General features: G+C 53.8%; 11 protein-coding genes. 5 read left to right on the forward strand and 6 right to left on the reverse strand.

What is annotated here, in order from left to right:
* The coding region (locus QZN53_RS12565; protein WP_163439264.1) for a glutaminyl-peptide cyclotransferase at positions 1 to 225 on the forward strand (225 nt) is incomplete at its 5' end.
* Between the two features lie 31 nt (positions 226 to 256).
* On the opposite strand, the gene QZN53_RS12570 is transcribed toward QZN53_RS12565, so the two are convergent.
* Genes QZN53_RS12570 through QZN53_RS12580 form a run of 3 tightly spaced genes read right to left on the reverse strand, consistent with a single transcriptional unit; the run spans position 257 to position 3,704 of the window.
* On the reverse strand, positions 257 to 2,278 hold the full coding sequence (locus QZN53_RS12570; RefSeq protein ID WP_163439265.1) for a hypothetical protein: 2,022 nt from the start codon (positions 2,276 to 2,278) through the stop codon (positions 257 to 259).
* Positions 2,279 to 2,283: 5 nt separating this feature from the next.
* The gene (locus QZN53_RS12575) at positions 2,284 to 3,156 is read right to left on the reverse strand and encodes a PHP domain-containing protein (RefSeq protein WP_163439266.1); all 873 of its coding nucleotides are present in this window, start codon (positions 3,154 to 3,156) and stop codon (positions 2,284 to 2,286) included.
* On the reverse strand, positions 3,156 to 3,704 hold the full coding sequence (locus QZN53_RS12580; protein WP_163439267.1) for a hypothetical protein: 549 nt from the start codon (positions 3,702 to 3,704) through the stop codon (positions 3,156 to 3,158). Before QZN53_RS12580 ends, QZN53_RS12575 begins: the two co-directional genes overlap by 1 nt.
* A gap of 25 nt (positions 3,705 to 3,729) precedes the next feature.
* On the opposite strand from QZN53_RS12580, the gene QZN53_RS12585 reads away from it, so the two are divergent.
* On the forward strand, positions 3,730 to 4,314 hold the full coding sequence (locus tag QZN53_RS12585; RefSeq protein ID WP_163439268.1) for a viroplasmin family protein: 585 nt from the start codon (positions 3,730 to 3,732) through the stop codon (positions 4,312 to 4,314).
* A 222-nt stretch (positions 4,315 to 4,536) separates the two neighbouring features.
* Here QZN53_RS12585 and QZN53_RS12590 read toward each other — a convergent pair whose 3' ends face one another.
* Positions 4,537 to 7,098 carry a U32 family peptidase gene (locus QZN53_RS12590; protein WP_163439269.1) on the reverse strand — a complete coding sequence of 854 codons (2,562 nt, stop codon included), beginning with the start codon at positions 7,096 to 7,098 and terminating at the stop codon, positions 4,537 to 4,539.
* A gap of 56 nt (positions 7,099 to 7,154) precedes the next feature.
* Between QZN53_RS12590 and QZN53_RS12595 the strand changes: the two genes are divergently transcribed.
* Both QZN53_RS12595 and QZN53_RS12600 read left to right on the forward strand, forming a co-directional pair.
* Entirely contained in the window at positions 7,155 to 7,379 is a 225-nt protein-coding gene (locus QZN53_RS12595) for a hypothetical protein (RefSeq protein WP_163439270.1), read from the forward strand.
* A 288-nt stretch (positions 7,380 to 7,667) separates the two neighbouring features.
* Positions 7,668 to 8,309 (forward strand): hypothetical protein, encoded by a 642-nt coding sequence (locus tag QZN53_RS12600; RefSeq protein WP_163439271.1) that lies wholly within the window; start codon positions 7,668 to 7,670, stop codon positions 8,307 to 8,309.
* A gap of 114 nt (positions 8,310 to 8,423) precedes the next feature.
* On the opposite strand, the gene rpiA is transcribed toward QZN53_RS12600, so the two are convergent.
* Positions 8,424 to 9,113 (reverse strand): ribose-5-phosphate isomerase RpiA, encoded by a 690-nt coding sequence (gene rpiA / locus QZN53_RS12605; protein WP_255369163.1) that lies wholly within the window; start codon positions 9,111 to 9,113, stop codon positions 8,424 to 8,426.
* The gene (locus QZN53_RS12610; protein WP_163439272.1) at positions 9,113 to 9,742 is read right to left on the reverse strand and encodes a peptidylprolyl isomerase; all 630 of its coding nucleotides are present in this window, start codon (positions 9,740 to 9,742) and stop codon (positions 9,113 to 9,115) included. Before QZN53_RS12610 ends, rpiA begins: the two co-directional genes overlap by 1 nt.
* A gap of 351 nt (positions 9,743 to 10,093) precedes the next feature.
* Here QZN53_RS12610 and QZN53_RS12615 point away from each other — a divergent pair, with 351 nt between their 5' ends.
* Positions 10,094 to 11,275 (forward strand): fibrobacter succinogenes major paralogous domain-containing protein, encoded by a 1,182-nt coding sequence (locus QZN53_RS12615; RefSeq protein WP_163439273.1) that lies wholly within the window; start codon positions 10,094 to 10,096, stop codon positions 11,273 to 11,275.
* Positions 11,276 to 11,429 lie beyond the last annotated feature (154 nt).

Here is an 11,429-nt window from a genome sequence, read left to right on the forward strand (position 1 = left end):
GAAATCGTGGGTGACACCCTGTACGCCAACATTTGGCAGACCGGTGCAATTGCGGTAATTGAATTGCCTAGTGGCCGCGTGTCGTATTATCTGGATTTAAGCCGAAAGGTTGCCGAACTCAAGCGCAAGTATCCGGATATCGATGTGCTGAACGGCATTGCCTACGACGGCAAGAATCTGTGGGTGACCGGGAAAAATTGGCCGCAGATTTATAAACTCAAATAAAAAAGCCGATGCTGAGCCGCGCTCAGCATGACTAGTTCCGGAATGACCAGACGATGCCGTAGGCGAAGCGGAGGCCTTCGGGCGTGTAGCCGCTAGCAGGCATGTAAATGCTGTGGTTGAAGTTCTCGATTCGGGTGTAGAGTTCGAACGAAAGAATCTGCATGCGGGCTTCAAAGTCAAGCGCCAGGTACTTCTTCATGAGTTCAAGCTCGGGCCCGCCGTGTTCACCAATGGTGCAGTCATAGCGTTCGCCGAACCACTGCCAGTCTACGCGTACGCTCACGCCCAAGCGGTCTGACACAAAGCGATTCTGCCAGTGAATGGAGCCCTTGTAGTAGAGTTCCGGCGTATCGATGAGCTTGAAACTGCGGTCAAGTGTTTCGCCGCGTTCCAGATAGAACTTCCAGTTGCCAAGCCTAAAGCCGACTTGCAAAATCCAGTCAAGGCTGTTCACGTTATCGATGTTGGTCCAAGTGTAAACGTCGTCGATGGCTTCTGTGGAATCGACCGTCCCGTGCTTGACCCAGCGGGGCTTGATCAGGTTGTCGACATTTTCGTAGCGGAGCCCGATTCCGTAAAAGACTTCGCGCTGCTGGTAGCCCAAATTCATGGTGTAGCGGTCGCGTTCTTCGTATTCAAGGTCTTTGCGGGCGAAGGCGAGACGGCCTGTTTCGTTAATCTTGATCTGGCCTACATCGGGGAACTTGTTGTCATGCCGCCAGCCGGCGCTTGCACGTAGGTGGTACGGCAAGAAGGCGAGCACGTCGGCGGAGTAGGCCGGCGCGTAGTCGACCTTGTCAAGCAGCGAGCTGTTGCGCTGTAAACCCGTTTGCGTGCGGAATAGAACGTTGTTCCAGAGGGTATCTTTCAGTTCCAAGTAGCCGACTTCGCGGTCTTGGTAGTAGGTGCGCGTCGTGTCATTGTCTCCGGTGTTGTCGGTGTTCAGGAATTCGTACTTGAACTTGATAGCCGGATTGAAGATTGTGTGGTAGGCGATGCCGAAGTTCCCGAGCATGGACTGGTAATTCGTGGTTCGCACGGTATCGTAGAAGAGCGTGTCGACAAACTGTCTGCCCGAGGTGTCGGTGTATTCGTGCGTTTTCTTGAAAATGCGGCCGAGGGAATCTTCGAAGATTTCGTGTTCGGTGTACTGGAAATCGGTTGAGAGCGTCAGCTTACGGGTGGGGTAGAATTCGACTCCGCCGCCGTAGCCGAAGGTGTGTGTCTCGATGACGTAGGGGTCGGTCTGAAATGTGCGAACCGCCTTGTCGAGCGTGTCTAGCAGAACCTTGTGGTTCGTGTTGTCGGCGTTACGAAGGTTAATGTAGTTCAATTTGGCGAATGCCTTACCGAATCCGAATCTCCAGGTGAGAATTGGCTGGATGTGCATACTGTTCATGGCGATGTTTCGCCCGCCAAAAGGAATTTGCGTCGAGTCGCGGCCCATGGAAAAATACGGCGAGTGCGTCACGTTCTGGTAGCTGTATTCCTTGGAATCTACGTCGGAATGGCTGGCGAGCCCGAATTCAAGCGAAACGGAATCGGTCACGAGCCTGCGGAAGTCGAGGCGCAAAGCGTTACCGCCAAAGGCGGGGCGTTCCCAGTTGAGGTCGGTCACGGGAGTGTCGACCGGGACTCCTTTGCGTTCTTCGGTCAGAATTCCGTTTTCACCGTTCAGCCCGAGTGTCGTAGCGTCGTAACCTAGCCGTGTGGTAAAAAGTCCTGCAAGCTTGCTCGGGTAGCGAGTCTGGATAGAACCCATGCCTAAAAAGTCGGCTTCCAGTTCCGGTGCTCCGAGAATCGAGGTTCCCAGGAGCCATTCGGATTTCTGGCCGGAAATGTCGTAGGTTCGCTGCATGAGACCGCGGAGGGGGAGCACCCAACGGCCAGCATCGGTTTCGCGGGGAGCGGGGTCAATGCCCCAGGGCGTCTTGTAGACGGAATCTTGCGCTTTCGGGAGATTGTACGGATCCGGTTTGATCGGCTCTGCGAATAGGGATGTCGCCAAGAAAATCAAGACGAGAGACGAAAGACGAGAGATGAGAGATGTCATTTTGGTTAGTACCATTCCGCTCTCAGTTTTTCACGGCGTTCGCGCAGCGCGTTCACCACGGAGTAGGGCATTTTCATGCAACCCGGCGGGTAGGCGCCAGCTTCGGTATGAAAGTCGGAACCGCCAGTTCCCACGAGTCCGAACTTTTGGGCAATTTCCTTGTACTTGCGGCCAACGGCTCCCTTTTGGGCGGGGCTATAAACTTCGATACCCTGTACGCCCCATTCCACCATATTCTCGATGAATTCATCGGAGAGACCCGACTTGTAGGGGTGGGCGAGCACGGCGATTCCACCGGCGTTTTCGATGAGCTTGATAGTCTGCTGCGGGTTCAGTCCCTTCTTTTCGACAAAGGCCACGCAGCCGTCGCCCAGGTACTTGGTAAACGCTTCCGAAAAGTTCGAAATGTATTCTTCGTCGACCATGGACATGGCGATATGCGGGCGTCCGATGACCTTACCCTTGCAGTAGGTGACCACCTTTTCGTAGGTGATGTCGATACCGAGGGCGTTCAATTTCTTGATAATCGCCTTTGCTCGGGTGACACGCTGCTTGGCGAAATCCTGCAGTTCCATGTTCAAGGCGAGGTTTGTCGGATCGCAGAAGTAGCCGAGAATATGGATGTCCTTGCCTTGCCACACAGCCGAAATTTCGATGCCGGGAATGATTTCGAGACCGATTTCCTTGGCGGGTTCGACGGCCAGGTTGTAGCTATCCAGGTTGTCATGGTCGGTAATCGAAATGCAACGCAACCCTTTGCGCTTGCAAAGGGTGAGCAGTTCTTCGACCGAGAGGTTTCCATCCGAAAGCTTGGTGTGCATGTGGAGGTCCGCATACCCGCCGTTTTCGGTGATGATTGTGGGAAACCCCTTTTGCATTACTTGACCCCGTAGTACTGACTAACCAGGGCGGCTTCGCTCATTTTGTTGGGTTTCAGGCACACATTCAGGAACGGATAGCAATGGTCTTCGGTAAACCCGATGCGGCAGTTTGCTCCGCTCTTTTTGGCCAAAAGTAGCGTCGGCCAAAATGCTTCGCCGAGGTAAATGCATACTTGTGGACCGTAATCCTGGATTTTGTATTGCAACTCTTCGAAGGCCGGTTCGCCGTAGCGGCATTCAAGCTCGGTATAGTATATCGCTTTGGCATGCTTGGCTGAGATAACGACCTGCATTGTATCGGGGGCACAAAGGAGAGCGTTTTTGAAGAACGAGTCGGGCATCGCTTTTATGAATGCTGTCGACTTGTCGATGTCCTGGGCGAGGAACACGACTGTTTTGGGATTCCCCTGGAGTGCTGCCGGGAAATTGAACTCACCGGATTCATCTCCGGCTACGTCCAAAAACCAACGGTACAGCTTTTCAGGACTGTAGAAACGCTTGAAAAAATAACGTAGACGATTTGCAAAATATGGCGATGGTTTCACACGAAAAATATACTAATTTTGGACCATGCCTAAACAGAAATTCTATGCGATAAAGACCCCGAATGAAAGCAAAATTGTCATGACTTGGGCCGAATGTGAAAAACTGACCCATGGAGTCAAGGGAGTGCTTTTTAAGTCGTTCGGTACGCGTGCCGAGGCCGAAGCATGGATTTCTGGAATGGAAACTCCCGTACCCGATGGTATCCGGGTTTTTGTAGATGGCTCTTTTTCGCCAGATTTCCCCAAATCGGGCTGGGCGTTTGTGGTGACTGAAAACGATGTCGAAATTGCCCGCGGTTCGGGTATTACCGCATTTGATGCAGAAAGCCGAAACATTGACGGCGAAGTGATGGCCTCTTTTCAGGCGATGCGTTGGCTCGATTCCAACGACAAGACGGGTACGATCTGCCACGACTACGAAGGCATTGCCCGCTGGGCCAAGGGCGAATGGCAGGCGAAAAGCAATATCGCCAAGCGCTATGTGGCGGCCGCTCAGCCTTACTTGCACCGTGTGAGTTTTGAAAAGGTGGAAGCCCATACCGGCGTCAAGTGGAATGAGCTGGTCGATAAGCTTGCCAAAGAAGCGATTGCTCGCGCCAAGAAAAAGTAGGCCTTTGCCACTTTAAATGTTTCTTGAATGTAAAAAATGAGAGCTCTTGCAAACTGTTGTTTGCAAGATTTGGCACAAAGTTCCCGTTTTTTTTACGTCTAGACTAAATTTGATTTCGCCGGCGAATGTCGGTAGTTTGCTATCCACCCGATGGCGAATTTTCAGTTGGGGAGTCCCGCCAATTCTAGGTGCGGCGGGGCTTCTTTTGAAGGCGTAAGAACTTTACTTCTTGCGGTCTTGCCAGGTGCTTTCGTTAAAGAGCTGGCCTTCGGAGAGACCGTATTTTTCTTGGATGCCCGCTTCGCGGATGGCATCTTCGATAGAGATTTTGCCCTGGATGGCCTGCGTGTAAATGAGCACCTTGCGGCGCACGGTTTCGGCGTCTTCGGTGAGCATTTCGAGGCGGAAGTGATTCACGCCTGCAGTGCGGAGGCGGGGGAGCAGTTTGAGGGCCGATTGCGGTTTGCCCACAAAGAGCGTGTTGCGGCATTCGGCGTCGCTCTGCAAAAAGTGGCGCTCGCCCTTGTGGTCCAAGATTTCGACCTTGTGCTTGGTGCAAATCTTGTCGCATTCCGGGAAGCGGCGGCCTGTGGTAAGGGCGCGGGCGAAGGCGCAGTATTCCGAATGGAAGGCGGGCATGTACTGGTGCAGCGTGAGCTCGAGGCGCTGTCCATCGATGTTTTCGAGCAGGTCAAAGAGCTGCGTGCTGTTGAGGTCCCAGGAGGGGTGGAGTGTCGAGAGACCTTGTGAAAGGAGCCAGTCGTAGCTTGCGCTGTTGGCGGCGTTCAGGCTGTAGTCGCCGGTGAGCGGGATTCCACTTTCTTTAAGGATCGAGAGCGCCCCCAGATTTCGCACCAGGGCAAAGTCCGGGCAAAGTCGCAGGATGTTCTTGAGGTAATGGCTTTCGCCCGGCTTGTGGATGCGAAGCGTCGCCATGCCCGCCTTGAATCCGAGTTCGCGGATTTGTTCCAGCGGGGTGTCGTATTTGACGCCCCAGTCGAAATCCATAATGACGTTTTCGATGGCGAGGCCTTCGAGGGCGGCGATTTGGTCCGGATTGCGGACCAGAACGCTGATAATCGGGCGTGCGGATGCAAATGTCGTGCCACTGGTTGGTGCGGCGGCAGACTTGAACTTGACGCGGGTCTCGTTCAAGAAGGTTCTGCCGGCCTCAGCGCTCGGATTCAAAACCTTCCATTCGGTGCGTTTTTTGTCGAGTTTTTCGATGGCTGCCTGACGGAGCGTGCGGAGAATCTTTCCGGGAATGAACGCACCGCGGTCTACTTGAATGTCGAGGTGCTTTAGCTGGTAGGCGGTCGAACTTAAGGCCGAAAGTTCCTTTTGGGCGAGTTCGCGAAGAGCCTTGTCGGCATCGTTACCCTTGTTTCGGGCTTCTTCGAGGGTAAAATCTGCCTCGACTTCAACGGTGTTTCTCGGCGTGTCGTAAACGGAGAGCTTGAGCGGTCCGCCGATTTTACCTGAAAGTGTCATGTGGATCGGCAAGCGCACAAGTTGTTCGCGGTCCGTAAAAGTCTTGCGCAGCTCGCGTTCAAGTGCGGGCGAGTCGTTGCGGTAAACTTGCATGCCCACCGCAATCTGGCGGGTGTCGAATTCTCGCCCGAATTCAAGCTTCAAGAGCTTGGGATCGCCGCGCTTTGCGTGCGGTAAATGGGTGACTTGCGCGGCGTACAGGCGGCTGCCAATGCTTACGCCGAGGGCTGCATTTTCAAACAGAATGCCATCGCCCGGTTGCGGGTAGGTGGCGTTTTCGCCGGCATCGGAGATAGCGCTGTCGAGACCGATAATCACCTGGCCGCGGTCAATTTTCACGACTTGCCCGAGGAACATGCCGTGGTGATTGCTGAACGTGCCGTTCACCAGTTTCTGGTGATTGTCTCCGTCGAGCCAACCGGTGTTGAGGCCGCGGCTGAACAGTACTTCCAAGGGTTCCAAGTCCTTGGTGTCCAGCGGAATCTGGTTCAGTGCCTTGCGGTAGGCGCGGGATACGGCGGCAACGTATTCGGGGCTCTTGAGACGGCCTTCGACTTTGAGCGAATTTACGCCGATTTCTTCGAGTTCGGGGAGCTTTGGGAGGGCGCAAAGGTCGCGGGTGCTAAAGAGGTATTGGGCGTCGGTGTCGCGGAATTCCTTGCCGTCCACAAAAATGCGGTAGGGAAGTCGGCAGCTTTGGGCGCACTGGCCGCGGTTGGCGCTACGACCGCCAAAGTTTTCGCTGGTCAGGCACTGGCCCGAGTAGCTCACGCAAAGCGCCCCGTGAATGAAAACTTCGAGTTCCAGGTCGGTGGCTGCCTTAATGGCGGCAATTTCCTTGACCGAAAGTTCGCGGGCGAGTACGGCGCGGTTGAATCCGATGGATTTTACCAGGTTCACGCCCTCAGCGCTTGCAAGTGTCATTTGTGTGCTGGCGTGGATTTCCTGGTTCGGGCAGATTGCGCGAATCAGGCGGGCAAGGCCGATATCCTGAATAATAAAGGCGTCGGGTTCAAGCGAAATGATTTTTTCGAGGAATTCAGGCAATTCTTGCAGTTCGCGCTCAAAAACGAGCACGTTCATGGCCAAGAAGGTGCGCACCCCGTGAATGCGGGCGTAGCGGATCATGTCGCGGACATCGTCAAAGGAAAAGTCTTCGGTGCGGCCTCGGGCGTTCCAGTGGGGAACCCCGAAATATACGGCGTCGGCCCCGTTGTTCACGGCGGCTTCGAGCATTTCGCGCGTGCCTACGGGCAGCAAGAGTTCCGGCGATGTCTGTGCGCTTGAATTCATGTGGCGAAAGATAGAAAATATTGGCTTTACACTTTTTTATTTTCTATATTCTACGCATGAACCGAATGATTACTTTGTCTGCAATCCTGTTTGCCTTTTTGGCTTTTTTTTCGCTTTCTGCCTGTACCGATGAGGCGGCTGAGGCCGAAATGAACCGCTTGAAAGACGAAAACGCGGTGCTCCAGGGCCAGCTGGATTCGTTGCAGAAGAATCTGGATTCGATGAATGCCTACAACGATTCGGTCAAAAAATCGCTGGAAAAGCTCGATATGCATCTTTAGACCGCCACCGGCAGAGCGTTTTGGGGGACGTTTCTTAACTATCAATCCCCAATTATTTAACAGTTTTGTTATATTTGCGCCCGTGGCTCACAATGGCCTTCTGCTACGGCAGTGGCCCCTTTAATAGTTTCGCTGGCCCAATTTGCCCGAAACCTTATCGCCGTCAAGCCTCTCAGGAGGCGCTAGTAAGATGGCTTTAAGCACACACAAACACGAACCAGCCACACCGCCTGCGGGTTTATTTCCAGCCTGCACCTGCGGTCAACCCTTACTTATGAGGTGCCCCGAATGGAATACATCGCACTCGCACTCTCACTCGTTGCAGTGATTCTGTGCATCGTTATCCTCTCGAAGGTTAACAAGCTCCTTACCATGCTTCGTACCCCGATTTTCAAGAAGCTCACCCCGGACATGAACTTGAAGCCGGCTTCCCGTCGCCCGATCAGCGCACAGGAAATGGCTCAGCGCGGTGAACGCAAGGAAAATCGCCAGAACAACAATGGCAAGGACCGTCCTGCTAAGGAAAATCGCGAAAATCGCGCCGCTGACAAACAGCAGCAGCCCGCTCGCGACCGTAATGAACAACGTGACCGTGGCAACCGCCGCGATCGTCGCGACCGCCGCGAAGGCCGCCGCGAACAGAACGTTGAAGCTCAGAACGTAGCTGCCGAAGCCCAGGCTCCCGCAGCTGCAGCTCCCGCCGTCGAAGCCGCTCCGGCCGCAGCTCCTGAAGCTCGCCGCCCGCTCGCTCCGCGTATTCCGGTTGAAACTCCGGCCGCTCCTGCCGTTGAAGCCCCGGTCGCTGCCCCTGCAGCACCTGCCGCTGAACCCGCAGTCGAAGCCGTTGAAACCACCTTCGATCCGTCCAAGGTCCGTTACGGCCGTCGCAACGTGATCAAGAAGGCTCCGGAACTCGCCGACGAAGACTAATTGAGCACGCGTTTATAACGCTAAAAAATCCCTCGGTTCTTACCGAGGGATTTTTAATTTGTATAAAAAATCCCCGCCGAAGCGGGGACAATACTTTTAACAGCCTACTGTCTACTAAAATTCCACGAGGCCTTTGTCGGCGTCGGCCAGAATCACCTTGGTCGCCATGCCCACGAACAGGCCATGACCCACGATACCCACGATGTGTTCCAGGTCGCGGGCGAGCTTGTCCGGGTTTTCGATAATGCCGAACTTGGCGTCAGCAATCAGGTTGCCGCTGTCGCTAATGACCGGGCCGTCCTTGCCGGGAGCGCCCATACGCACCTTGAGGTCGCCGCCGAGCTTTTTGACGCGTTCGGTCACCACGGCGATGGCCCCCGGGATGATTTCCAGCGGTACGGCGAACTTTTCGCCGAGCTTGTTCACCTTCTTGCCGCTGTCCGCGATAATCACGTAGTTGTCCGTCATCGAGGCGACAATCTTTTCGAGCAGGTGGGCAGCGCCACGGCCCTTAATCAGATTACGCTGGTCGTCGATTTCGTCGGCACCGTCAATCACCATGTCCAGGTGAGAAACTTCGCCCATTTCTTTCAGCGGAATGCCGAGGCTACGGCACTGCAGCGTGGTGCTCCAGCTCGTGCTCACGCCAACCACATGCAGGCCTTCCGTCTTGATACGCTCGGCAAGGCGGTTCACCATGTGAGCGGCGGTGCTACCCGTTCCAAGACCCACGGTCATGCCGTCCTTGATCATATCTGCCGCGCGAACGCCTGCAGCCTTCTTGAGTTCGTCCATCGATGCCATTAGCGCCATCTCCTGTTGTGGTTGTTGTCGTCAAAATCTTCGCCGTCGGCCCCGTCAAAGCCGTCGTCAAAATGGTCAAAATCTTCTTCGCGGTCGGGGTAGCCGCTTTCGAGCTCGGTAAAACTCGGCTGCTCGATGGCGACCACCGTCACGTCGAAAGTCAGGTCCTTTCCTGCAAAGGGGTGGTTCCCGTCCACGACCACGGTGTCCTTCTTAATTTCCTTAATCGTGTAAATGCCGTCGGATTCGTCGTCATCGTCCAGGTTCAGCCCGTCCACGAACTCGTCCGCCGTTTCGGGCAGCTGGAATTCGCGCACGTCTTCGTCCATATACATTTCGAGCTCCATGCCGAGCCAAATTTCGCCCACTTCGCGGAGTTCGTCCTTCGGAACTTCCATGACCAAATCGGGGCGGTAGGGGCCGTAGCCCTGTTCAAACGGAATATCGACAGTAAAACTTTCATTCAAGTGACGGCCTTCTAGCGCGTCTTCAAGCCCCGGAATAATATTGTTGAACCCGTGAATGTACACGAACGGGTAGCTCGCGGGTACTTCTTCGAGAATCTTTCCGGTGCGTTCCTTCAAGGAATAGGCAATGCTGACCTTCAGCTTGTCTTGAATCATTTCCATACGCGCCCAAATATAGAAATATGTTGCCTTATGGTTTAGTGTGAGCCTTAAGCGACTCGTCTTAACGAGTCGTGTAGGCGAGAGTGAGGCGATGTCATAGTTTTTTTGAAGCGATAGAGCCGAACGGTCTGTAGATGGGGGAGGGGTCCCCCTGGTTCGCACTGCGTTGCTCTCCACCCCCTCTCCTAGGTGGCTCCGCCCCCTAAAACCCCTAATGGCGCCACACGGATTGTACTAAAGTACTAAATGCTGGGCTCGGAAGTAGGCTTGCAAGCAATTCTGCTTCTCTCACCTTACGCATTTATCGGAATCACTAACGTGATTCCTGTTTTTATAATTTAAATTTGACGTATGAAAATTTTTATCGCTTTAGCTTTGTCTATTTTTCTGACTCAGCTTGTCGCTTGTGGTGGTGATAGCGGTTCTAGCAGTCCGAACAATATAGTACCCGAATCGGATCTTGTTTCCGAAACCTATGACGACTTGCTGGTTTGTTCTGGCCTGTGCGAAGGTGGCGAATGGAATGTCGATGCTGAAAAGGACGCTGAGTCGGCTGATGCGTCTGCCGAAGTGTCCGGCAGTTTCGGGGGGCCTGCGCCTATCGAGAGTTCATCAAGCAATGAAAAAACACAATCTTCCGAAAGCAAAGATTGGTCTTCAGGCGGAGATGCTTTGAGTAGTGTAGAAGAATCCCGTAGTTCTTCTAGTGTCACACCGAAGTCTAGCTCTAGTGATACAAGAGTGTCAAGCAGCAGCTTTTCTGCGAAATCAAGCAGTTCTAATGAGCCTGAGTCTGCTGAAGCGTCTTCAAGCTCTGTCAAAATCGAGATGTACTCCAGTTCCGAAAAGTTTGTAGATTCCAGCGGCAGTGAAAAGGTTGAAGAAAGTTCTTCTTCATTACAGAATACATCTCCCGATTCAAGTTATTTCAATGCAGAAAAAAATACGCTTACAGATTTTCGCAATGGGCAAATTTATAAAACGGCTACAATTGGTAATCAAATATGGATGGCGGAGAACCTAAATTACGAAGTGGATGGCCAAAGCTACTGCTACAACAACTCCGCCGACAGTTGCGCGAAGTACGGCAGGCTTTACACCTGGGCCGCCGCGGTGGGCAAGTCCGAAGAGGAATGCGGCAACGGCAAGACATGCGGACTTTCCGGCAAGGTCCGCGGCGTGTGCCCCGAAGGCTGGTACCTGCCCAGCGACAGCGAATGGAGTTCGCTCTATTCCGCCATGGGTCGTTCCCCCTATGCGATGCAGGCGAAGGGCTTTGCGAACTGGCCCGATGCGACCGACGCCTACGGGTTTTCCGCGCTCCCAACTGGCCACTACATCGATGGCAAGTATGATAGAGGCTTCTTCGGTGTAGGCTATTACGCCTACTTTTGGGGCTCCACTGAGGGCGATAGCAGTAGCGCCTACCGCTGGAACATACGGGCGAACGGTACAACCTTCTACGAGTACCACTACGACGTCAAATACGCCGGTTTCAGTGTTCGTTGTCTAAAGGACGAAGAAACTCCATAGAAATTTTCTGGCACTTTGATTTTGTAATCGATTCAACACCTGCCTCGGGCAGGTGTTTTTTGTATACAGAAAACCACCCGCTAGGCGGGTGGTTCCGTAAAAGCCTTCTGGCGGTCATGAGAAAAAATCCTTTGACTAATATTGAAATGCGGTC

It is taken from the genome of uncultured Fibrobacter sp. (assembly GCF_900316465.1).
Lineage (GTDB): Bacteria > Fibrobacterota > Fibrobacteria > Fibrobacterales > Fibrobacteraceae > Fibrobacter.

Coding starts and splice junctions, on each gene's coding strand:
- QZN53_RS12570 (WP_163439265.1), bottom strand. CDS start 2,278: ATGACATCTCTCATCTCTCGTCTTTCGTCTCTCGTCTTGATTTTCTTG.
- QZN53_RS12575 (WP_163439266.1), bottom strand. CDS start 3,156: ATGCAAAAGGGGTTTCCCACAATCATCACCGAAAACGGCGGGTATGCG.
- QZN53_RS12585 (WP_163439268.1), top strand. CDS start 3,730: ATGCCTAAACAGAAATTCTATGCGATAAAGACCCCGAATGAAAGCAAA.
- QZN53_RS12590 (WP_163439269.1), bottom strand. CDS start 7,098: ATGAATTCAAGCGCACAGACATCGCCGGAACTCTTGCTGCCCGTAGGC.
- QZN53_RS12595 (WP_163439270.1), top strand. CDS start 7,155: ATGAACCGAATGATTACTTTGTCTGCAATCCTGTTTGCCTTTTTGGCT.
- QZN53_RS12600 (WP_163439271.1), top strand. CDS start 7,668: ATGGAATACATCGCACTCGCACTCTCACTCGTTGCAGTGATTCTGTGC.
- rpiA (WP_255369163.1), bottom strand. CDS start 9,113: ATGGCATCGATGGACGAACTCAAGAAGGCTGCAGGCGTTCGCGCGGCA.
- QZN53_RS12610 (WP_163439272.1), bottom strand. CDS start 9,742: ATGGAAATGATTCAAGACAAGCTGAAGGTCAGCATTGCCTATTCCTTG.
- QZN53_RS12615 (WP_163439273.1), top strand. CDS start 10,094: ATGAAAATTTTTATCGCTTTAGCTTTGTCTATTTTTCTGACTCAGCTT.